At 65.8% G+C, this 21,584-nt stretch carries 25 protein-coding genes and 1 pseudogene; 16 read left to right on the forward strand and 10 right to left on the reverse strand.

Features of this window, described 5'->3' with window-relative positions; translation table 11 throughout:
- Positions 1-116 precede the first annotated feature (116 nt).
- From P0D89_RS06175 to P0D89_RS06185, 3 genes are all read right to left on the reverse strand, one after another.
- Positions 117-977 (reverse strand): helix-turn-helix domain-containing protein, encoded by an 861-nt coding sequence (locus tag P0D89_RS06175; protein WP_459252669.1) that lies wholly within the window; start codon positions 975-977, stop codon positions 117-119.
- A 141-nt stretch (positions 978-1,118) separates the two neighbouring features.
- Positions 1,119-1,421: an addiction module antidote protein gene (locus tag P0D89_RS06180; RefSeq protein ID WP_149676623.1), complete on the reverse strand. Its 303-nt coding sequence runs from the start codon at positions 1,419-1,421 to the stop codon at positions 1,119-1,121.
- Positions 1,418-1,789, reverse strand: coding sequence for a type II toxin-antitoxin system RelE/ParE family toxin (locus P0D89_RS06185; protein WP_408355711.1), 372 nt, complete (start codon positions 1,787-1,789; stop codon positions 1,418-1,420). Before P0D89_RS06185 ends, P0D89_RS06180 begins: the two co-directional genes overlap by 4 nt.
- A 313-nt stretch (positions 1,790-2,102) precedes the next feature.
- On the opposite strand from P0D89_RS06185, the gene P0D89_RS06190 reads away from it, so the two are divergent.
- The 6 genes from P0D89_RS06190 to P0D89_RS06215 all read left to right on the forward strand — a co-directional run bounded on the left by P0D89_RS06190 (position 2,103) and on the right by P0D89_RS06215 (position 4,943).
- On the forward strand, positions 2,103-2,471 hold the full coding sequence (locus P0D89_RS06190; RefSeq protein ID WP_408355709.1) for a nuclear transport factor 2 family protein: 369 nt from the start codon (positions 2,103-2,105) through the stop codon (positions 2,469-2,471).
- 28 nt (positions 2,472-2,499) lie between these two features.
- The gene (locus P0D89_RS06195; RefSeq protein ID WP_408355707.1) at positions 2,500-2,937 is read left to right on the forward strand and encodes a hypothetical protein; all 438 of its coding nucleotides are present in this window, start codon (positions 2,500-2,502) and stop codon (positions 2,935-2,937) included.
- A gap of 78 nt (positions 2,938-3,015) precedes the next feature.
- Positions 3,016-3,480, forward strand: a complete 465-nt coding sequence (locus P0D89_RS06200; protein ID WP_408355705.1) for an RbsD/FucU family protein — start codon at positions 3,016-3,018, stop codon at positions 3,478-3,480.
- A 113-nt stretch (positions 3,481-3,593) separates the two neighbouring features.
- Positions 3,594-4,001, forward strand: coding sequence for a VOC family protein (locus P0D89_RS06205; RefSeq protein WP_408355703.1), 408 nt, complete (start codon positions 3,594-3,596; stop codon positions 3,999-4,001).
- Positions 4,002-4,190: 189 nt separating this feature from the next.
- Positions 4,191-4,622 carry a DoxX family protein gene (locus P0D89_RS06210; RefSeq protein ID WP_408355701.1) on the forward strand — a complete coding sequence of 144 codons (432 nt, stop codon included), beginning with the start codon at positions 4,191-4,193 and terminating at the stop codon, positions 4,620-4,622.
- A gap of 48 nt (positions 4,623-4,670) precedes the next feature.
- The gene (locus tag P0D89_RS06215) at positions 4,671-4,943 is read left to right on the forward strand and encodes a hypothetical protein (protein WP_408355699.1); all 273 of its coding nucleotides are present in this window, start codon (positions 4,671-4,673) and stop codon (positions 4,941-4,943) included.
- Between the two features lie 123 nt (positions 4,944-5,066).
- On the opposite strand, the pseudogene P0D89_RS06220 reads toward P0D89_RS06215, so the two are convergent.
- Positions 5,067-6,377 (reverse strand): annotated as a pseudogene (locus tag P0D89_RS06220) (MFS transporter); the annotation flags it as partial.
- Between the two features lie 11 nt (positions 6,378-6,388).
- Between P0D89_RS06220 and P0D89_RS06225 the strand changes: the two are divergent.
- Entirely contained in the window at positions 6,389-7,045 is a 657-nt protein-coding gene (locus P0D89_RS06225) for a response regulator transcription factor (RefSeq protein WP_408355697.1), read from the forward strand.
- A 34-nt stretch (positions 7,046-7,079) separates the two neighbouring features.
- Here P0D89_RS06225 and P0D89_RS06230 read toward each other — a convergent pair whose 3' ends face one another.
- Positions 7,080-7,985 carry a dihydrodipicolinate synthase family protein gene (locus P0D89_RS06230; RefSeq protein WP_408355695.1) on the reverse strand — a complete coding sequence of 302 codons (906 nt, stop codon included), beginning with the start codon at positions 7,983-7,985 and terminating at the stop codon, positions 7,080-7,082.
- Positions 7,986-8,332: 347 nt separating this feature from the next.
- Here P0D89_RS06230 and P0D89_RS06235 point away from each other — a divergent pair, with 347 nt between their 5' ends.
- The 6 genes from P0D89_RS06235 (at position 8,333) to P0D89_RS06260 (ending at position 13,223) form a co-directional block, all read left to right on the forward strand.
- Positions 8,333-9,289 (forward strand): 4-hydroxyproline epimerase, encoded by a 957-nt coding sequence (locus P0D89_RS06235; RefSeq protein WP_408355693.1) that lies wholly within the window; start codon positions 8,333-8,335, stop codon positions 9,287-9,289.
- Entirely contained in the window at positions 9,286-10,422 is a 1,137-nt protein-coding gene (locus P0D89_RS06240) for an NAD(P)/FAD-dependent oxidoreductase (protein ID WP_408355874.1), read from the forward strand. Before P0D89_RS06235 ends, P0D89_RS06240 begins: the two co-directional genes overlap by 4 nt.
- A complete protein-coding gene (locus P0D89_RS06245; protein ID WP_408355691.1) occupies positions 10,409-10,684 on the forward strand; it encodes a 2Fe-2S iron-sulfur cluster-binding protein in 276 nt (91 codons plus the stop codon). Before P0D89_RS06240 ends, P0D89_RS06245 begins: the two co-directional genes overlap by 14 nt.
- The gene (locus P0D89_RS06250; RefSeq protein ID WP_408355689.1) at positions 10,681-11,973 is read left to right on the forward strand and encodes an FAD-dependent oxidoreductase; all 1,293 of its coding nucleotides are present in this window, start codon (positions 10,681-10,683) and stop codon (positions 11,971-11,973) included. Before P0D89_RS06245 ends, P0D89_RS06250 begins: the two co-directional genes overlap by 4 nt.
- Positions 11,974-12,115: 142 nt before the next feature.
- Positions 12,116-12,883, forward strand: a complete 768-nt coding sequence (locus tag P0D89_RS06255) for an AraC family transcriptional regulator (protein WP_408355687.1) — start codon at positions 12,116-12,118, stop codon at positions 12,881-12,883.
- Between the two features lie 10 nt (positions 12,884-12,893).
- A complete protein-coding gene (locus P0D89_RS06260) occupies positions 12,894-13,223 on the forward strand; it encodes a hypothetical protein (RefSeq protein ID WP_408355685.1) in 330 nt (109 codons plus the stop codon).
- Positions 13,224-13,367: 144 nt separating this feature from the next.
- Here P0D89_RS06260 and P0D89_RS06265 read toward each other — a convergent pair whose 3' ends face one another.
- From P0D89_RS06265 to P0D89_RS06275, 3 genes are all read right to left on the reverse strand, one after another.
- Complete coding sequence (locus tag P0D89_RS06265) at positions 13,368-13,628, reverse strand: hypothetical protein (RefSeq protein ID WP_408355683.1); 261 nt, start codon at positions 13,626-13,628, stop codon at positions 13,368-13,370.
- A gap of 154 nt (positions 13,629-13,782) precedes the next feature.
- Complete coding sequence (locus P0D89_RS06270; RefSeq protein WP_408225363.1) at positions 13,783-14,115, reverse strand: hypothetical protein; 333 nt, start codon at positions 14,113-14,115, stop codon at positions 13,783-13,785.
- A 282-nt stretch (positions 14,116-14,397) separates the two neighbouring features.
- Complete coding sequence (locus tag P0D89_RS06275) at positions 14,398-16,281, reverse strand: bifunctional sugar phosphate isomerase/epimerase/4-hydroxyphenylpyruvate dioxygenase family protein (RefSeq protein ID WP_408355681.1); 1,884 nt, start codon at positions 16,279-16,281, stop codon at positions 14,398-14,400.
- A gap of 313 nt (positions 16,282-16,594) precedes the next feature.
- On the opposite strand from P0D89_RS06275, the gene aroQ reads away from it, so the two are divergent.
- From aroQ to P0D89_RS06290, 3 genes are all read left to right on the forward strand, one after another.
- The gene (gene aroQ, locus P0D89_RS06280; protein WP_408355679.1) at positions 16,595-17,050 is read left to right on the forward strand and encodes a type II 3-dehydroquinate dehydratase; all 456 of its coding nucleotides are present in this window, start codon (positions 16,595-16,597) and stop codon (positions 17,048-17,050) included.
- On the forward strand, positions 17,047-17,952 hold the full coding sequence (locus tag P0D89_RS06285) for a shikimate dehydrogenase (protein ID WP_408355677.1): 906 nt from the start codon (positions 17,047-17,049) through the stop codon (positions 17,950-17,952). Before aroQ ends, P0D89_RS06285 begins: the two co-directional genes overlap by 4 nt.
- A gap of 84 nt (positions 17,953-18,036) precedes the next feature.
- A complete protein-coding gene (locus P0D89_RS06290; RefSeq protein ID WP_408355675.1) occupies positions 18,037-19,398 on the forward strand; it encodes an MFS transporter in 1,362 nt (453 codons plus the stop codon).
- Positions 19,399-19,486: 88 nt separating this feature from the next.
- Here the strand turns inward: P0D89_RS06290 and P0D89_RS06295 are convergent, their stop codons facing one another.
- The gene (locus P0D89_RS06295) at positions 19,487-20,182 is read right to left on the reverse strand and encodes a TetR/AcrR family transcriptional regulator (RefSeq protein ID WP_408225381.1); all 696 of its coding nucleotides are present in this window, start codon (positions 20,180-20,182) and stop codon (positions 19,487-19,489) included.
- Between the two features lie 94 nt (positions 20,183-20,276).
- Positions 20,277-21,566 (reverse strand): NAD(P)/FAD-dependent oxidoreductase, encoded by a 1,290-nt coding sequence (locus P0D89_RS06300; protein ID WP_408355673.1) that lies wholly within the window; start codon positions 21,564-21,566, stop codon positions 20,277-20,279.
- Positions 21,567-21,584: the final 18 nt, after the last annotated feature.

Genomic DNA, 21,584 nt, shown 5'->3' on the forward strand with positions numbered 1-21,584 from the left:
CTCTCTCTGCGTGGGGCGTCGGCGAAAATAAATGACGGCTGAGGGGATAACGGCCGAGCGCGCGATGTTCGTGCTCGCCTCGCTTTTCCGGCTTTGGGTCAAGGCCGTGCAACGAGCTATCGTTCAGGCTCCACGCGTTGGCTTTCGGCAAACTCCCGCAATGCCGCCGCGGTTGGTTGATCGGCCGGGAAAAACGCTTCGATCGCAAGTTCCGACAGCGTGACGTCCACCGGCGTGCCGAACACCGTAGTGGTGCTGAAAAACGACAGCACGCCGATCGGCGTGCGCAACCTCAACGGCACGGCAATCTGATTGGCGGCGGCTTCGTCATTGTCGGCCGCGTCCGCGCCCGCAGGCGCGGGATACGCAGCGAGTTCGTCACGCAGTGCGCTCAACGTCCCGTCGCCGCTCACGTCGATTTGCCGCTGGAGCCGGGCCAGCACGTGCTCCCGCCACGCATGCCAGTTGACGATCGACGCCGCGATCCCTTCCGGATGCAAGCTCAGGCGCAGCGCATTGACCGGCGGCTTCAGCAACTCAGGACTGGCGCCCGTTAGCAGCGGCGCTAGCGCGCTGTTTGACGCGACGATGGTCCAGTGCCGGTCGATCGCCAGTGCGGGGTAGGGCTCGTGTCCTTTGAGCACAAGCTCGACTGCCTCGCGCGCGGCGGCCAATTGCGGATCTGACAGCGGACGCTCGCGGAACAGCGGCGCATAGCCTGCCGCAACCAGTAGCGTATTGCGCGCCCGCAGTGGCACTTCGAGCCGTTCGGCAAGATGCATGACCATCTCCCGGCTGGGCAGCGCGCGGCCCGATTCGACGAAGCTCAGATGCCGGGTCGAGATATCGGCTTCAGTGGCGAGTAGCAACTGGCTCATTCTTCGACGCTGCCGCCATTCACGCAGCAAGTCGCCGACCGTTCGACTGGCCGCTGGCGTAGGCGAAGCGCCTGTTTGCGCAAGAGAGAGTGTGTTCATGCACCCGATGATAGCCAAAGCGTGTGGGCGATCCATTACCTGGTGGGTAATGGAAAACCCCGCCGACTCCTACGAATAGCCGGAAGCATCAGGGCAAGAGCATATGCAGTTGCGTCCCCCGGCGACGATCGCCAGCACGAATCATGCGGCCGCGACACCTTCCGGCACTGCGTTAAGTTTGACGCCGAGCGCGCGTAGCAGTTTGAACACCGTGTCCATGCGCGGTTTGGAGCCGGGCGCGAGCGTTTTATAGAGGCTTTCGCGCCCGAGTCCGGCGTCTGCCGCGACCTTCGCGATGCCGCGTGCTTTTGCGATGTCTGCGATCGCGGCAAGCAGGACGTCGGCGTCGCCTTCTTCGAGCGCTGCGTTGAGATATTCAGCAATCATTTCCTCGCTGTCGAGGTAGTGCGCTGCGTCGAACCGTGCCGTCTTGATCTTGCTCATGACCATCCCTCTCTGATTGCTGACCACATAGTTTTGGCATGCTTGATATCCGCCGGCTGCGTGGACTTGTTGCCACCGCAGAGCAGCAGATACACCGTGTGCCCTTCGCGCGCGAAGTAGACCCGATAGCCGGGACCGCAATCTATGCGCATCTCGGACACACCGTCCTCCAGCAACTTCACGTCGCCGAAATGCCCTCGTTCCGCACGCCGGATGCGCACGAGGATTTTCGCCCTCGCTCGCAGACCCGCGAGTTCCGCAAGCCAGTTATCGAACACCTCGGTGCGGTTGACCGTGTACACAGGAGGTGTTCCGATCTGTTTGTGATTGTATCCTTGTGGATACCTATCTGCAAGTGTAAAAGCCATATCAATAAAGCGACTAGCCGCCGCACTCCCGTTTCATTGCGACCCATGCCGCGCCCGCGCCCGCGCCGCGCAGCTCCCATTGGTCCCATGAGGTTAGCGGCCGGCGGAGTTCCTGACGATTCGGCCAGATGGCTAATCCGGCGACGCGCACAGGGCGGCCGACCTCGCGTCTCGTCGTGGCCGCGCATTCGAATGCTTACCTGCGACGTAATCGACGTTGCGCGTTCGAGCCGCCAATCTTCACTCCGAGCCCGCCGCATACGACGCGTATGCCGAGCGTAGTGCTCAGTGATGCCAATCAAGGAGTGTTGAGATGAATGCCCATACCGATCTCATCGACCGTTATTTCGACGCCTGGAACGAGACCGATGGCGCGCGCCGTCGCGAGTTGATTGCCGCGACGTGGACCGCCGACGCCGACTATCGCGACCCGCTGCTTGCCGGCGCGGGCCACGACGGCATCGACGCGATGATCCGCGCGGTGCATGAGCGCTTCCCGGCGCACACGTTTCGCCGCACGACTCAGGTCGACGGCTTCGCGGACCGGCTGCGCTTTTCATGGGAGCTGGCCACGCCCGCGGGCGACGCGATCGTCAAAGGTTCGGACTTCGGCGTGGTGGATCCGCACGGCCGCCTTCAGGCGGTCACGGGCTTCCTTGACCAGGTGCCTGAGGGCGCCTGACCCACGCGCTTATCTCACGGAGACGATCATGCACGAGCCCATTGCCCGGACGCCTCTTCAAACCGCCATCGCCTTCGCGCGCGTGTCGGCGGCGCTCGACGCGCTGACAGGTATCATCGCCGGCTTCGCGCTGCTCGCCGGCGCGCGGGCGTTCATGTTCATCGCGTTGCTGGGCTGGCGCGAGCCGGTGCTGGGCGGCGCGGGGCTCGTGCTGCTGGCGATGGTCGGCTGGCTGCGGTGGCGCTGCGGCGGCATCGCAGCCGCGCACCCCGCGCCGCGGAGCCGCGCGACGATGCATCGCGCCGGCGGACCATGCGCCGGCGCGGCGATGATGTCCCGCCGCATGCAGCCGCCCTGCACGGATGTGCTCGACGTTGCTTGCTACAATCGACCGTCGCAATGCGATGCGGCGGCGCGTCCTGGCGCTACCGTCAAGCCGGCGTCTTGCGGGCCTGCCCGAACCTGAACGCCGGCGCGCTCGCATTGCGCTACCCCAACCCAGACGGCGAGCCGTCGATCGGGATCAACCGGACAAGGAGACACCGTGCTGAAGAATCTGGACCCGCTGCTGAACGCCGACATCCTTCATGCGCTGCGCTCGATGGGCCATGGCGACGAACTCGTCATTTGCGACGCCAACTTCCCAGGCACGTCGATTGCGCAGGACACCGTGCTCGGCAAGCTGCTCCATCTCGACGGCGTGAGTGCGCCGCGCGCGGTGCGCGCGGTGCTGTCGGTGATGCCGCTGGATACCTTCATCGAACAACCGGCGTCGCGCATGGAGGTAGTGGGCGAGCCGCATACGATTCCGGCGGTGCAGCGCGAAGCGCAAGCCGAGGTCAACACGGCGGAAGGGCGCGAGGTGCCGTTTGCTTCGATCGAGCGATTTGCTTTTTATGAGCGGGCCCGCAAAGCGTATTGCGTGATCGCGACCGGCGAGGAGCGAGGCTATGGTTGCTTCGTGTTCACGAAAGGCGTGTTGCTGGCGCCCGATGCGCCGCGTTCATAGCTCGTGAGAGCACGCGGCGAAGCTGCGTCCCCGTTGGCTTTGCTTGCGCATGCAGGTAGCGAGTCGAGCCGATTCACCCAGGCTCTTCACATCCCATCACGGTGACACGACCCATGAGCTTCTCGATAGACACACTCGATCATCTCGTTCTGAACGTCGCCGACGTGGAAGCCAGCGCGGCCTGGTACGCGCGCATGCTCGGCATGCAACGCACCGAATTCGCGTCGCGCACCGGCACACGCGTGGCGATGACCTATGGCAATCAGAAGATCAACCTGCGTCCGGCAACCGCCGATACGGTTGCGTGGTTCACCGCGCGCGAGCCGGCGCCCGGCAGCGCGGATCTGTGCTTCGTCACCACCGCGAGCCCGGCCGAAGTCGAGGCGCACTGGCTTGCCGAGGGCGTGGCCATCGAGGCGGGTCCGGTGGAGCGCGACGGTGCGCGGGGCAAGATGACCTCGGTCTATTGCCGCGATCCGGACGGCAATCTGATCGAAGTCGCCACATATCCCCGCGCCTAGCGAAGCGGCAAGGTCCGCACCAGCCACGAGCGGAACCGAAGCGGACGTCCATGCACGGCTGGCGCGCCGTTGTACTGGCGTCCCGTCCGTGCTTGGAAAAGGCAGCCGTTGCACATATTCTCAGTTGCACAGTAGGGAACTGCGCCGGCCCGGCCGGGTCTGCTGCTTATTCATTTACAGGAGCCCCTCATGACGCGTCCCGTCGATTCCGGCATCATCTTCATCGCACGTATCGCCCTTGCCGTGCTGTTTCTGTGGAGCGGTGTGATGAAGCTGCTGGGCTATGCGGGCTTTGTCGGCTACCTGCATTCGAAGGGCGTGCCGTTCGTTCAGGTTGCCGCGCCGATTGCAACCGCCGTCGAAGCGCTCGGCGGTCTGTTGCTGATCGTCGGCTTCAAGGTGCGCCCGCTCGCGATCCTGATGGCCGTCTATACGGTGGCGGCGGCGGTGCTGGGCCACGACTTCTGGAACGTCGTCGATCCCGCCTTGCAACAAAACACGGTAATCCATTTCTGGAAGAACATCGGTATCGCCGGCGGCTTCCTGCTGCTGTTCGTGACCGGCGCGGGCCGCCTCAGCGTCGACGGCGCGCGCGCGCCACGCGGCGGCCTCGGGCGTTGATGCGGTGCATGCCGCTTTCGATTCTGGCTGTAACCAAGGGAGCACACAATGATCCAAACTTTCGAGCAAACCATCGGTGGCAAGGTCACGCAGTTGTGCGCCAGTCTCGGCGAGGGACCTACGCCGCATCGCGTGATCATCAGCCTGGCCGATTCGGCTAAGACACTCGTGATTCTGGACGCGTCGGGGCTCATCAGCACGATCAAGGCCGAAATCGAGGAGCCGGAGAAGTTGATCGCGGACGCGATCGCCAAGGCGCAAGGCGAAGGTCTGATCGAACGCGCGATCGACACCGGCGTGATTCAGGAAGCCTCGCTGTGAATGATGTAGTGTCGGCGGGCGCTGTCCGCCGCTGACACTCGCCGGCGCTACGCTAGCCGCTACAGACCCCGTGTGCGCAAGCATCGCGGGGTTATTTTTTACGCGTACGACCTCGCGCGCCCCTCACCTTGATTCGCCGACGCGTGTCGCGCCCGCGTCGCGCCTGTTCTCGCGCGAGCCCGGCGCCGAAGCATGCGGCTGCGGATGCACGAAGCAGCTCAACACGCCGCCCAACGCCAGCAGACCGACTGAGATCGCGCTCGCCGCCTGCATCCCCGCGACGATGTGCGCGGCCGCTGCGCCGCTGGCCAGCGCGCCGAAGGCTGCCACGCCCACCGCGCCACCGGCTTGCCGCGCCGTATTCAACACCGCCGACGCGGTGCCCGCGCGCTGCGCTTCGGTCGACGCGAGCACGGCGGTGGTCATCGCAGGCACGGCCAGACCCATGCCCGATGGAATCAGCAGGAACGGCACCAGCAGGCCGATGAGCGGCGTCGCGGCATCGACCCAATGCAGCAGGCCGTAGCCGAGTCCGGCGGAGATCGCGCCGAGAATCATCGGGACGCGCACGCCGAAGCGGCCGACCACCCAGCCACTCGCGACGTTCGACAGCAGGAAGCCGCCCGTCAACGGCAAAAACGCGAGTCCCGCCTGTAACGGCGTATAGCCGCGCACGCGCTGCAAGTAAAGACTCAGCACGAACACCATGCCGTAGTAAGTCAGATTCACGCAGATGCCGAACAGCACCGCCGCGCTGAAAGTGCGCTTTCTGAAGAGCGGGAGCGGCAGCATCGGCGACGCGACGCGCGCTTCGACGACGATGAACGCGCACGCGGCGAGCAGCGCGAGCACGAAGCCGCCGGCCACTAGCGGGTGGCCGAGTCCCAGCGGCCGCCATTCGATCACCGCCGCGACGAAGGCGGTCAGCGCGACGATCGCAAGACACTGGCCACCCAGGTCGATGCCGCTCGGGCTTGCTGCGGCGCTCCCGTTCGCGCTTGCATCGCCCGCGGTTTGCGGGTCTTGAAGCGCGGTCCTGGGCTGCGGCACCCAGAGCAGCGTCGCCAGCAGGCCGGCCGCACAAATTGGCAGGTTGACGAGAAAGATGCTGCGCCAGTCGAACGCCGCGATCAGCAGGCCACCGGCCACCGGCCCCGCCGCGATTGCAATCGCGCCCGCGGCGGTCCATAGACCGACCGCGCGCGCTCGCAGTTTGGGATCGTGTCCATACGACTGATTGAGCAGCGCCAGCGAGTTCGGCAGCATCGCCGCGGCGCCGACGCCCTGCACCGCGCGCGCGGCGACCAGCATCGCGGCGTTGAACGCGAGGCCGCAGGCGAGCGACGCGAGCGCGAACAGCACGATTCCGGCCGCGTACATGCGGCGCGCGCCGAAGCGGTCGCCGAGCATGCCGGCCGACAGCATCAGCACCGCGCCACACCTGCATGGCTTACGACGACGGTCTCGCCATGTCGAAGGCGCTCGCCCGTTCCACCGCGGATCTGCTGGTGCTGGACTGGCAGGGCACACGTCTGTCCGGCGCCGACGTGCTGCGGTCGGTGCGAGGGGTCGGCGGCGATCGCTTGCCGGTCGTGTTCGCGTCGCACGACACGTCGGAGGAGAGCATGGTGCGCGCGTTCGTCACCGGCGCGGATGACTACGTCGGGTTGCCGTTGCGCGCCGCTGAGTTTCGCGAGCGCATCGCGGCGCTGTTGCGGCGTGCGTACCCGGCGCGCTCCGATTCTTCGAGCTTCGAGGTCGGGCCGTACCACTTCGACACTCGCCGTCAGCTCGTGCTGCTACGCGGCGAGCCGGTGTCGCTATCCAGCACGCAGTACCGGCTCGCCGCGCTGTTCTTTTCCAACATCGGCCGCGTGATGTCGCGCGACCACATCTTCGCGATGGTGTGGGGCCGCGAGTTCCGCGAATTCACCCGCACGATCGACAGCCACGTGTCGCGGCTGCGCTTGCTGCTCGAAATCGAACCGCAAAACGAATTCCGGCTGCAGCCGGTTTACAAGAGCGGCTACCGGCTGCTGCATCTGCGCCAGGACGAAGCAGTCGAGCGGTCCGTCGACGATGCGCAGAAGCAGGCGGCCTGAAGTCACGGCCGCCTGCTCCGCCTCGGCCGCCACGTCAAATGGGCGGCAGCGCCGGCCGCGTTTCGATCGCGCGACGGATCAATGCCTCCGCCGCCTTGCGCTCTTCGCCGACCAGCGGCAGACGCGGGGGCCGCACCGGCTCCGTGCCCAGGCCGACGATCGCTTCGGCCAGCTTGATGTTCTGCACGAGCTTCGGCGACACGTCGAGCGCCAGCAGCGGCGCGAACCAGCGGTAAATCGCGCGGGCTTCCTCAAGGCGTCCCGCCTTCAGCAGCTTGTAGATCACCACCGTCTCGCGCGGAAACGCGCACACCAGACCTGCCACCCAGCCATGCGCGCCCATCAGCATCGCTTCCATCGCGAGATTGTCGACCCCGCACAGAATCGCGAAACGGTCGCCGACCGCGTTGATCAGATCCGTCACGCGCCGCACGTCGCCGCATGATTCCTTGATCGCGACAATCTTCTTCTCATCGGCGATTTCCGCGAACATGTCGGGCGTCATGTCGACGCCATAGGCGAGCGGATTGTTGTAGATCATCAACGGCAGAGCGCTTGCGTGCGCGACGCTGCGGAAATGGTTGAGCGTTTCGCGCCGGTCAGACAGATAGCGCAGCCCCGGCAGGACCATGTAGCCGGCCGCACCGTGCTTGCTGCCGGCTTCGGCCTGACGGCAGGCGTCGAGCGTGCTGTTTTCGGCGATCGTCAACAGGACCGGCACACGGCCGCGCGCGGCGTCGACCGCGATGTCGAGCACCTGCAGCTTTTCGTCGAGCGACAAAGTCGACGCTTCACCCAGTGAACCGCACACGATGATGCCGTCCACACCCGCGTCGATCTGCGCTTCGATATTCTTGCCGGTCCATGCACGGTCTATGCTGAAATCCGCGTGAAACTTGGTGGTGACTGCGGGCAATACGCCTTCCCAGATATGCGCCACGAATGCTCTCCTGAGTGTGATGTGTCGTAGCGCAGTGTAAGCAGGGAAAATGTCGACGTCTTGCGCGAATCGCGCGCGGTGGATGACGATTTCAGCATAGCCAGGCAGCGCGCAACGTTGCTGAAAGGTGGCAGACAGCGCATTCGCCACAGCAGGTGCGATCTATTGAAGCTGAGCGATCGCACTCATGCAAGCGTGTGCGGGATCATGGCGCGCGCGTGTTGAACCTATGTGCCGCGTGCCGATTTCCTGCGCGAAGCCCGCGTCAATTTTAACGCCCGACTATGCCGAAATCGTCACAATCCACGCGCACGCGCACCAAGACCCCGAGGCTCGCCGTTCCTACCATGGGCGTCATGAAAACCTTGAACATCATCGACTCGCACACCGGCGGTGAACCCACCCGCCTCGTGGTGGCAGGCGGCCCGGATCTCGGCGGCGGCACGCTCGCGCAACGGCTCGACGTATTCCGCACGCGCTTCGACGACTGGCGCGCGGGCATCGTCACCGAACCGCGCGGCTCGGACGTGGTGGTGGGCGCGCTACTGTGCGAGCCGGACGACCCCACGTGCGCGGCCGGCGTGATCTTCTTCAACAATGTGGGCTATCTCGGCATGTGCGGGCACGGCACGATCGGACTCGTCGTGTCGCTCGCGCATATGGGACGGATCGGGCCGGGGCGTCACCGGATCGAGACGCCTGTCGGCGTGGTCGAGGCGACGCTCAACGAGGACAGCAGCGTCGCCGTGCGCAACGTGCCGGCCTATCGTTATCGCGAGGCCGTGCGGGTCGACGTGCCGGGCTACGGCGCGTTGACGGGCGATATCGGCTGGGGTGGCAACTGGTTTTTTCTCGTCGCCGATCACGGCCGCTCGCTGGATGCGGCGGATATCGCCGGGTTGACCGCGTTCAGCTCGGCGATTCGCGATGCGCTGATCGCGCAGCGCATCACCGGCGCGGACGGCGCGCTGATCGACCACATCGAACTCTTCGGACCCGGTTCGCGCGACGGCATCGACAGCCGCAGCTTCGTGCTGTGTCCCGGTAACGCGTACGACCGCTCGCCGTGCGGCACCGGCACGAGCGCGAAAGTCGCGTGTCTCGCGGCCGACGGCAAGCTGGCCGAAGGCGCGGTGTGGCGGCAGGAAAGCATCATCGGCAGCGTGTTCGGAGCGAGCTATCGCCATGCGGGCGACGGCGTCTCCGTGATCCCCACCATCACCGGTCACGCGTATGTCACCGCGCAAGGGCAACTCTGTTTCGACGAGCGCGATCCGTTCGCGTGGGGCATTCGCACGGCATGAGCGCGGATGCGTTGATCGTCGGGGCGGGGATTGTCGGCGCCGCCTGCGCGGCGGAACTGGCCGCGCTCGGCATGCGCGTCGAGGTGCTCGACGCGCAGTGCATCGGCGGCGGCGCGACGGCGGCGGGCATGGGCCACATCGTCGTGATGAACGACTCGCCGGCGGAATTCGCGCTGAGCCGCTATTCGCGCGACTTGTGGCTGCAACTTGCGCCGCGACTGCGTGCACGCGACGCGTTCGCGCGCTGCGGCACGCTGTGGGTCGCCGCAGACGAAGAAGAATGGCAAGCCGCCCGCGCGATGCAGGCGGCGTTCGCAGCGCAAAACGTCGTCACGCAGCTGCTGGACGCGGCCGAACTGCGCGCCTGCGAACCGGCATTGGCGGCGTCGCTGGCGGGCGGTTTGCGCATCGAGCACGACAGCATCGTGTATGCGCCCACCGTTGCCGAATGGCTGCTCACGCAATCGCCGCACGCCGCGAACATCCGCGTGCGCCTGATGACGCCGGTCGCTTCGGTCGGCGTGGGCGGCGTCACGCTGGCCAGCGGCGAGCGCATCGGCGCGGCTCACGTGATCGTCGCCAATGGTCTGGGCGCGCGGCAACTCGTGCCGTCGCTGCCCCTGCAACCGAAGAAGGGCCATCTGCTGATCACCGACCGCTATCCCGGACTGATCCATCATCAACTGCTCGAACTTGGGTATATCAAGAGCGCGCATCATGCGCCGGGCACCTCGGTGGCGTTCAATGCGCAACCGCGTCCCACGGGACAATTGCTGATCGGCTCGTCGCGCCAGTTCGACACCACCGATCTCGCGGTCGAGATGCCCGTGCTCGCGCAGATGCTGCAACGCGCCGCGCGCTATCTGCCGGTGCTGCCGACGCTCAACGGCATTCGCGCGTGGACCGGCTTTCGCGCGGCGTCGCCGGACGGACTGCCGCTGATCGGTCCAGCCGGCGAGTTCGCGCCAGGCGTGTGGCTCGCGGTCGGCCATGAAGGGTTGGGCGTGACGACCTCGCTCGCCACAGCCAAACTGCTCGCCGCGCAGATAATGGCGAGTGCCGCGCCGCCGATCCCGGTCGAGCCGTATCTGCCGGTCCGTTTCGCTGAACAGGTGGCCCATGAGCAGTCTTGACGCGGTGCGCATCCACGTGACGATAAACGGCCGCGACATCGCTGTCCAAGCCGGCACGACCGTGGCCGCGGCGCTGGTGATCGCGGGCGTCGGCGGCACGCGGCGATCGGTGCAAGGCGACACGCGCAGCGCGTTTTGCGGTATGGGCGTGTGCCAGGAATGTCGGGTGACGATCGACGGCCGGGCGCACGCTCTGGCCTGTCAGACGCTGTGCCGCGAAGGCCAGACCGTGCAAGCCTGCGACCCGGCGGACCCGCGATGACGCGACACTTCGCCGTCGTCGTGGTCGGCAGCGGGCCGGCCGGCTTGCGTGCCGCGCATGCCGCCGCGCGCGCGGGCGCCACCGTCGCGCTGCTCGACGACAATCCACGCGCCGGCGGCCAGATCTGGCGTCAAGGTCCGGGGCATGCGCCGCAACCGCCGCTGTCCGCGCTGCTCGATGCATTGCACCAGTGCAGCAATGTCACGCACTGGCCGTCGACTCGCGTGATCGCGCCGCTTGGGCTCTGCGGTCTGCTGCTCGAATCGGCCGGACAGGGCGGCGTGTGCATCACCTACGAGCGCTTGATTCTCGCGACCGGCGCGCGCGAGCGACTGCTGCCGTTCGCGGGCTGGACCTTGACGGGCGTGACCGGCGCGGGCGCATTGCAGGCGCTTATCAAAGGCGGGATGCCGGTGCGCGGCGATCGGATCGTGATTGCCGGCAGCGGTCCATTGCTGATTGCCGCGCTTGCTACAGCGCGCAAGGCCGGCGCGCGGGTGGTCGCGGTGGTCGAGCAGGCGTCGGCGTTCGAGGTTGCGCGCTTCGGCGCTTCGCTGCTGACCGAACCCGCGAAGTTGCGGCAGGCGATCGCCATGACACGCGGTTTCGCGGGCGTGCGTTACTGGACCGGCAGCATCGTGCGGGAGGCGCGGGGCGATGGCCGCGTGCAGCGGGTGACCGTCCGGCGCGGCGCGCGGGACGTGACGCTCGATTGCGACCGTGTCGCGTGCGGCTATGGACTGGTGCCGAACATCACGTTCGGCCAGGCGCTCGGCTGCGCGGTCAACGACGCGGGCGAGATCGTCGTCGACGGCGGGCAGCGAACGTCGGTCGACAATGTGTTCGCGGCGGGGGAATGTACCGGGATTGGCGGCGCGGAACTGGCCGGTGTGGAAGGTGAGATCGCCGGTCTGGCGGCGAGCGGCGGCGCGGCCACGGAGCGCGCCCCTCTGGACGCGCTGCATGCGCGGCGAGCGCGCTGGCGCCGCTTCGGCCGGCGCGTCGAAGCCGCCTTCGCCTTGCAGGACGCCGCGCGCACGCCGCCTGCCGACACCACGCTGCTGTGCCGCTGCGAGGACGTGAGCGTCGGCGCGGCGCGCCACTGCGCGGACTGGCGCGATGCCAAGCTGCACACCCGCTGCGGCATGGGCGCCTGCCAGGGAAGAATCTGCGGCGCGGCGGCGAATCTGTACTTCGGTTGGCCGGCGGCCGCGCCGCGCCCGCCGTTCAGCCCCGCGCAAATCGGCACATTGATGGCGCCGGGCATCGAGCCGCCGCCGCTCGAATGAAGTCCGTGCCCGCCCGCGTCGCGGATATTGTCGGCCACGGCGCGGCTCTATAATCGACGGGCCGCGCGCCACCCACGCGGCCGCACCGACGAACCCCTTCGCGAATGCAGTCTTCCATGCACAGGCCAACGGGACCCACACGATGAACACGCCGGCTCATCCGCTCGAACCCGAAGACTCAACGCTGTCCGGCATGCTGTCGCACTTCCGGTTGCTGGAGCCGGTGTTCGACGCTATGCCCGACGTGGTGTTCTTCGTGAAGGACGCCGACGCGCGCTATGCGCTCGTCAACCGCACGCTGGCCTCGCGCTGCGGCTTCAAGGAGAAGGCCGCGCTGCTCGGCAAGACCGCCGAGGATGTGTTTCCGCGCCGCTTCGGGCGCATCTATACGGCGCAGGACAAGGCGATCATCGGCGTCGGCAGCCAGATGCTCGATCAACTGGAGTTGCATCTGTATCCCGGCCGCCAGCCTGGCTGGTGCCTGACCTGCAAGCAGCCGCTGCGGGATGAGGCGGGCAAAGTGGTCGGCCTCGCCGGCATTTCCCGCGATCTCAAAGCGGACGAAAGCAGCCACCCGGCGTACAGCCGGCTTGCAGCGGTCGTGCAGTCGATCCAGGAGAATTACGTGCAGCCGTTGAATCTGAAACAGCTCGCCGCGATGGCCGACATGTCGGTTGCGCAGCTGGAACGATACTTTCACAAAGTGTTTCATTTGACACCGCGTCAGGTGCTGCTGAAGACGCGTCTGGATGCGGCCACCGCGCTGCTGGTCTCGCACGACAAGGTCACGGACGTCGCCGCGCTGTGCGGCTACACCGACCACAGCGCGTTCACCCGGCAATTCAAGGCGACCGTCGGCGTTACGCCGACCGAATACCGGATGCTGCTGCACGGCACTTCGCGGAGCTGAGCCGCCGCACATGGTCCGTCGCAGGCATCACTACTACGTGTACGTCGTCACGCTGGACGATGCGGTCTGGAACGAGGCGCGCTTTCGCCGCGCGAATCCGGATTACCGGTTCGACAAGCCTTGCGTGTATGTGGGAATGACGGGACTGGACCCGGACCTGCGTTTCGACCGCCATAAGGCCGGCATTCAGGCCAATCGCTATGTGCGCGATTACGGCTTGCGCCTCGTGCCCGAATTGTATGAAGTGTTCAATCCGATGCCGTATCGCGGGGCTCAGGATATGGAAGTGGAACTCGCGATCGGGCTGCGTGAAGCGGGGTATGGCGTGTGGCAGGCTTGAAGCGGTTTGTCTGGTTGCTTGCGAGCCGGGATGCTTGCGGGTCTGCGTGCTGGTGGATGCGTGTGCTCAAGCGTTGGGTTTTGCGGGTTGCGCTTTGATTCTTGTGCCTTGTGCCACGGAACAACGGCGAGCGGGCGGTCCGCGTTACTTGACGCCGAGCCCGCGCAGCACCGCGTTGCCCTCGCTCGTCAGACGAATGTGCGAGGCACCGGCCTCGCTCGACACTGTTTCGACGAGGCCCGCTTCGTACAGTTGCGGAATCTCGGGTTTCGCGGATGCGTCGATCGGCGCGTGCAGCAAAAGCAACAGGGTCGCCAGTTCGTGGTGGCTCAGCAGACGGCGCAGCATGGTAGGCCGCTTGCCCGACGTCGACATGTCGTTCGTATTTTGATCGGGTTGGTTCATGGTGCGCACCTTGTGCGGGATAGGGTCCGGCGATGATGCGGACGAAGTCTTAAACGATTCTTAAGACTTCATTATCCTGTAACACCGTGACATGAAGATGGCAGCGGAACAGCTTCGCGACCGTCCCGCTTACTGTTTTTTACGCCGCCAAGCCTTACGGGGCGCAGGTTTTGCCGGCCGTCTCGAGCCACAGGTTGTTGACATGGCGCTTGCCCGCATAGAAGCGGTAAGTTGTCGCGCCATTGTCGCTACGCACCTTCACGATATTCGAATCGCCAAAGTCGAGCATCTGACCCTGCGGGATCGCCGTGGATTTGAACGCGGCGTCGTGGCGGGTGGCGACTTGGGTCATGCAGGCGACGACGTCGTCGACCGAGCGTTGGGTGGTGGTGTCCGTGACGGGCTCGCCGGCATCCGGATCTTTCTGGAAGTACGCGCAAGCGCTGAGGAGCACGGGAACTGACAGGACTACAGCAAACTTCTTCATATCTCTCCTGGCGTTTCATTCGGCCGACGGGTGGGTGCGGCGCCCGCAGAGGGCGCCGCCGCGCGGCGTGGGCCGCAAATCAGGGGACCATTATATCGGGGCGGCGCGGCTGGCCGATTCAAGGCCGCATGTGGCGTGCCTGGGGAACTGGAGCGTTGAAGTGCTAAAGGGCGTCGAACCGCGCGAACCGCGCGATCAACCCGAGCCTTCCGAACTGCCCGAATTGTCGGAGATGCGCGAGAACCGCCCGAGACCTGCCTTCGCAGCAACCATCCGAACCGCCTACTTCCGCCGCTGCGCCTGCGCAGCAAGACGCACCGCCGCGTTAGCCGCGCCATACCCGTCATAACCGCCGCGCCGCTCGACGATTTCGAGGAAGAAGCGCTGGTCCAGCTGTTCCGTGTAAGCGTGGAAAAATTCGCCGCCACGCTCGTCGCGGTCGTACAGGATGTGGTTCGCGCGCATCGCCTCCAGCATGTGGTCCGGCAACGCGTAACGCGCGGCGAGATCGTCGTAGTAATTACGCGGAATGCGCAGCACCGGCAAACCGTCGGCGACGAATTCGGGAATCGCGCTGAAAATATCGCCCGTGCTGAACGCGACGTGGTTCAGCCCGGAGCCGTGGTAAGTGTGCAGCGCCTCGGCCACCGCCGTGTGGCGATCCACCGACGCGTTCAGCACGATTCGCACCGACCCGTCACGGCTGCGCAGCGCGCGGCTGCGCACCAGCCCGTACGGGTCCGGCACCAGCACGCCCGGCTCGGCCTGGAAGCCCAGCGCGGTCCGCAGAAACAGCACCCACGTATCCAGCGCGTTCGCCGGCACCGACAGGCAAACGTGATCGATGCGGGACAGCGGCCCCACTTCGGTCGGGCCGTTGATGTCGGTGAGGACGAAATCGGCTTCGAACAGCGTGGGCTGATCGGGGGTTTCGTCGACGAAATAGTTCAGGCTACTGTCGGGCCCCTGCACCGCGGGCAGCACCCGCTCGTCCGGGCCGATCTGCCCGGAGAACGGCGCGTAGCCGAAGCCGGCGGCGCGCTCGAATGCCTGATTGGCGTCGTCCACGCGAAACGCCGACGCGCACAGCGACAAGCCATGCTGCTGGAAGAACGCGTTGGCGAACGAATCCGGCTCGGCGTTCAGCACGATCGACGCCGAGCCGTGCTGATACAGCGTCACGTCTTTCGACCGATGCTCGCCCGCCTGACGGAAACGCAGTTTGCCGAGCCAGTCGGCAAGCTGGGCGCGCGTGGTGTGGTCGACCGCGAATTCGAGGAACTGATAGCCGACGTGCGCGGGCGCGGCCGGCGAGCGGTACAGGTCGCCGACCGGTTGCTGCTGCTTGTCGAGCAGCGCGCGGGTCTGCTCCTCGAGGAACAGCAGCGAACGGTGGCCGTCCGCGGCCGTGATGGTGGTGGGCGCGGCGCGAAAGCCGTCGTTGAAAATCTCCAGCGAAAGCGGCCCCTTGTAGCCCGTTTTCACGATCTGCGCCGTGAAGTTCGCCAGATCGAAATCGCCCTGGCCGGGGAAACAGCGGTAGTGGCGGCTCCATTCGAGCACGTCCATCGCGAGCTTCGGCGCGTCGGCGATCTGCACGAACGCGATGCGCTCGCCCGGAATCTCCGCGATCGCATCCACCGTGTCGTTCAGTGAAAGCGTATGAAAGCTGTCGAGCACGAGCCCGAGGTTCGGATGGTTCACCGCGTCGACGAGTTTCCACGCGTGACGATAAGTCTTCACGTGCTTGCCCCACGCCAGCGCCTCGTAACCGGCGACCACGCCGGCGGCTCCAGCCGCGCGCGCCAGCGCGCCGAGCTGGTCGATCATCAGCGCATCGTCGCCGATGGTGTCTGGCGACACGTTGCTGCACACCAGAATGCGGTCCGTGCCCAGTTCATGCATGACGTCGAACTTGCGCTTCGCGCGGTCGAGGTTGCGTTCGAGGCGCTCCGGGCTCACGCCGTCGAAGTCGCGAAACGGCTGGAACAGCATGATCTTCAGCCCGAGATCGTTCGCGATGCGGCGCACGTCGGCGGGAGAGCCGTCGAAATACAGCAGGTCGTTCTCGAAGATTTCGACGCCTTCGAAGCCCGCCGCGCGGATCGCGGTCAATTTCTCGACGAGGGTTCCGCTAATCGACACGGTGGCAATCGAACGCTGCATGGAGGCTCCTGCAAAACAATCAGAACGGCGATGGGAAAACGCGCGCCGCGGCGGGCGCGCGCGAAGGCATTGCAGCTCGGCATGCTGCAATGCGCAAAATGAGCGAGTCCGTTACTTGCGCGAGCAAGACACAGGCCAGAATTGCCCACATTAACGGAATGTGGCGGCAGTTTATACAAACTAACTAGATGGTACAAATTCGTAGAAACCCCGAATGACGGCAGCCGCCAATGCGCGCACACTTCGCTACACGTTGCAGAGCGCCACGGGTGCCGTGGTGTGCTTTGCGCCTTATTTCGCAGGAGCCGCTGTCATGAGTTTTGCCTCAGTCCTGGTCCTCAACGGACCGAACCTCAATCTGCTCGGCACGCGCGAGCCGGCCGTGTACGGCTCGGAAACGCTCGACGACGTCGCGAAACTCTGCCGCGATGCCGGCGAGCGCCTCGGACTCGCGATCGAGTTCTGCCAGTCGAACGCCGAGCATCAACTGATCGACTGGCTGCATGCGGCGCGCACGAAGGTCGACGGCGTCGTGATCAATCCGGCGGCTTACACCCACACCTCGGTCGCGATCGCCGACGCGCTCACCGCGATCGAGAAGCCGGTCGTCGAGGTGCACATTTCGAATGTGCATCGCCGCGAAGCGTTCCGGCATCACTCATACGTGTCGGCCGTGGCGGACGCGATCATCGTCGGTTGCGGCACTCAGGGCTACGTCTTCGCTCTGGAGCGGATGGCGACCATTCTCAAGAATAGGGCGGCAAAATGAACGCACAAGCAAACACATCAGCTAACGCGCAAGCTGGCTCACAGGCCACTGCTCATTCGTATCTGGTCGGTCTGATCGGCGCGGGCATCGGCGGGTCGCTGACGCCCGCGATGCACGAGGAAGAGGGCAGCAAGCTCGGTCTTCACTACGTGTACCGGCGCATCGATCTGGAGGCGTTGAAGCTCGACGTCGCCGCGCTGCCGGACCTGCTGCTTGCCGCCGAACGCATGGGCTTCAACGGCCTGAACATCACGTACCCGTGCAAGCAGGCGGTCATTGCGCTGCTCGACGAACTGTCCGACGACGCGCGCGCGCTTGGCGCGGTCAACACCGTGCTGTTCAAGGACGGCAAGCGCATTGGCCACAACACCGACTGGTCCGGTTTCGCGCGCGCGTTCCAGCGCGGCTTGCCGGACGTGTCGCTCGAGCGCGTAGTGCAACTCGGCGCGGGCGGCGCGGGCGCGGCGGTCGCGCATGCGGCGCTGCAAATGGGCGCGAAATCGCTCACGCTGTTCGACGTGGACGCCGCGCGCGCCGCGTCGCTCGCCGACGAATTGCAGAAACGTTTCCCGTCCAGCAAGGTCAGCGCCGGCAGCTCGCTTGCGGAGTCGCTCGCGGCTGCTAATGGCCTGATTCACGCGACGCCCACCGGCATGGCGAAACTGCCAGGCTTGCCGTTGCCGGCCGAATTGCTGCATCGCGATCTGTGGGTCGCCGACATCGTGTACTTCCCGATCCGCACCGCGCTGCTGCAGGCGGCCGAGGCGCTCGGCTGCCGCACGCTGAGCGGCGGCGGCATGGCGGTCTATCAAGCGGTCGACGCGATGCGCATCTTCACCGGCCTCGAGCCGGACGCCGAACGCGTGTACACCCACTTTCAGTCGTTGTTGCAACGCCCGTAGGAAGCCCCCTGGGGGACGCCCATATGAACCGCTAACCGGTAGCGTATGACCGGTACACAACCAGATCGAGGAGACTAGCCCGACATGCCGCAACCGATTCAATCCAGTCCCGCCGACGCCCCGCTTCGCAAGGAAGCCACGGTGAGCACCACACGCCGCTCGAAAGCCCGCTATCAGATTCTCGCGCTGCTCGCAGTAGGGACGATGATCAATTATCTGGACCGCACGGTGCTCGGCATCGCGGCCCCGCAACTGACCAAGGAGCTCGGCATCAACGCCGCGCTGATGGGTCTGCTGTTTTCCGTCTTTTCCTGGAGCTACGTGGCCGCGCAGATTCCGGGCGGCCTGTTTCTCGACCGCTTCGGCAGCAAGCTGACCTACTTCCTGTCGATGACGTTCTGGTCGCTGTGCACGCTCGCGCAAGGGCTGGTGCATGGCGTGGGCGGCCTGTTCGCGTTCCGCCTTGGGCTCGGCGTGTCGGAAGCGCCTTGCTTTCCGACCAACAGCCGGGTGGTGGCCACGTGGTTCCCGCAGAGCGAACGCGCGATGGCGACCGGCACGTACACGGTCGGCGAATATATCGGCCTCGCGTTTTTCAGCCCGTTCCTGTTCATGCTGATGGGCGCGTTCGGCTGGCGCTCGCTGTTCTACGTGGTGGGCGGCGCGGGCATCGTGTTTGGCGGGATCTGGTGGATGTTCTATCGCGAGCCGCGCGATCATCCGTCCGCTAATCAGCAGGAGCTGGACTATATCGAAGCCGGCGGTGGCCTCACGCATCGCAAGAAAGCCGCCGACACAGCGCACGCACCGGCGAAGAGCGGCTTCGAATGGCGCACCATCGGCCGCCTGCTCAAGCATCGTCAACTGACCGGCATCTGCCTCGGCCAGTTCGCGGGCAATTCGACGCTGGTGTTCTTCCTCACCTGGTTTCCCACGTACCTGGCAACCGAGCGCCATATGGCGTGGCTGAAGATCGGCTTCTTCGCGATCATGCCGTTCATTGCGGCGTCGATCGGCGTGATGTTCGGCGGCTTCTTCTCCGACTGGCTGCTGCGCCGCGGCAAGTCGGCGAACGTGGCGCGCAAGCTGCCGATCATCGCCGGTCTGCTGCTCGCGTCAACCATCATTCTCGCGAATTATGTCGAAAGCAACGTGGTGGTGATCGCGATCCTGTCGGTGGCGTTCTTCGCGCAGGGGATGGCCGCGCTGGGCTGGACGCTGGTGTCGGACATCGCGCCCGACGGCCTGCTCGGCGTGACCGGCGGCATCTTCAATTTCGCCGCGAACCTGGCCGGCATCGTGACGCCGTTGGTGGTGGGCTTCATCGTCGCGGCAACCGGCTCGTTCGTCGGCGCGCTGGTGTTCATCGGCGCGATCGCGCTGATCGGCGCACTGTCGTATATCTTCATCGTCGGCGATATCAAGCGGATCGTGCTGGTGGATTGAGCGGTCTGTCGGACTAAAAAGAAAACGGGACGTGGCGCAAGCCACGTCCCGTTTTTGATTGCGGAGCCCGCATCGGCGCGGGCGCGCTTCAATCGTCCTTGCGCACGAAACGCAGCACCGCGTCGACGATCATCGCGCGATGCCGCGCGCGCAGGCGCGGATGCGACGGATCACGGCCGAACGCCGTACCGAACGTATGGCGATTGCCGACACGGTGAAAGCACAGTGAGCTGATCAGCAGATGCAGATCGATCGGATCGATGTCGCTGCGAAACTGCCCCGCCGCGATACCGCGCGCAAGCAGATCTTCGATGGTGTGAATGACGGTGACGTTGCGGCCTTTGAACGACTTGACCTGCTCGACGTATTTCGCGCCGTGAATGTTTTCGATCGTCACGAGGCGCACGAAGTCGCGCTGGCGGTCGTGATAGTCGAACGTGAATTCGACCAGCGCGCGCATGCCTTCGACCGGATCGAGTTCGCTGACGTGCAGATCCTGTTCGAGCGCGCGAATGTCGCCGTACACCTTTTCAAGCACGGCCTGGTACAACCCTTCCTTGCTGCCGAAGTAGTAGTACAGCATGCGCTTGGTGGTGTTCGTGCGTTCGGCGATCGCGTCTACGCGTGCGCCCGTCAGCCCCATCGCGGAGAACTCCTGCGTCGCGACGTCGAGGATGTTGCGCTTCGTCTGTTCGGGGTCGTACTTGCGCCGGGCGTCTCCACGCGGCGTGTCGGACGGGATGCCGTTGGTATCAGGCTCGGCGGCCTTGCTTCCCTTTTTCATTGTGTATTCGAGCGGCAGTGACGGCGCATTCTAGCATGGCGAAATGCGCCTCTGGCGCGGGTTTCGGGCATAAATGGCGGCCTCCTGCGATGCGTCATACGACAGGGCGCCCGCTTTTGCGGCGTGCGGCGAGTGCGTCGCGCGTCTGCATTGCAGTGTAGGTCAGTTGCGCGGCGGCGAGACCGAGCGCACCGTAGGCCGGCGTGAGACCAAAGGCCCCGAACGCATCGGGCACTGGGCGCTCGCCGGAGATGGCGGCCGCCAGCAGTTCGCCGGACACGGTGGTCGGCGCCATGCCGTGTCCGCCGAAGCCGAGCGCGTACCAGACGCCGTCGGCGCTGCGGCCGATTTGCGGCATCTTGTGCCGCGCGTAGCTCATCAAGCCGCCCCACGCATGCTCGATGCGCACGTCGTGCAACTGCGGATAGACCTTCACCAGATCGCGCCGCAACAGGCGGGCGATCGTGCCGGGTGCGCGCTCGCGCACCGAGATGCGGCCGCCCCACAGGATGCGCGTGTCGGGCAACGGCCTGTAATAGTCGAAAGCGAAGCGGGTATCGTAGACGGCGGCGGGCGTGTCGAGCGCATCTGGCAGGCGCGCGCCGAGCGGCTCGGTCGCCATCACGTAGGTGGCGATGGGCAGCACGGCGCGCTCGACGCGCGCGTAGACGTTGCGCAAATAGCCGCCGCCCGCCATCACGACGTGGCGCGCTTCGAGCGCGCCTTGCGGCGTGTGCACGACGAAGCCCGCGCCCGCGCGCTGCAAGCGCACGACCGGCGAGCCCTCGTGGATCGTCACGCCGGCCTGAGCCGCGGCGGCGGCGACGCCGAGCACGTATTTGAGCGGATGAAAGTGGAACGCGTTGCGCTCGAACAGCCCGCCGTGATAGCGGCGAGTCTTCAGTTGCCCGGCGAGCTGCGCGGCGGAAACGGGTTGCCAGTCGACGCCGAACGAATCGCGCATCAGGCGCCGCTGCGCGTCGAGCCGGGCCGGGTCGTCGAACCAGTTCGCGAGGATCACGCCGGCATCCGTCACGTCGCAGTCGATGCGGTAGCGCGAGATGCGCTCGCGCATCAAGTCGACGGCGTCGGTGGTCAGCGCATAGAGTTCGCGCGCGCGAACGGGGCCGAGGGTTTTCAGCAGGTCGGCGCAATCGAGGCTATAGCCGCCGAACACGAAGCCGCCGTTGCGCCCCGACGCGCCGAAGCCCACCTGCTGCGCTTCTAGCACGACAACGTCCGCGACGCCGCGCTCGGCGAGTCCCAATGCGCTCGACAATCCGGCAAGCCCGCCGCCGATGATGCAGACATTGGCGCTGCGGCGGCCGGCGAGCGGCGCATAGGCTGACGAGCGGCTGACAGTGGCTTCGTAGTAGCTTTGCATACGGCTAGGGTAGCGGCA

Source organism: Paraburkholderia sp. RL18-085-BIA-A, assembly GCF_046027075.1.
Classification (GTDB): domain Bacteria; phylum Pseudomonadota; class Gammaproteobacteria; order Burkholderiales; family Burkholderiaceae; genus Paraburkholderia.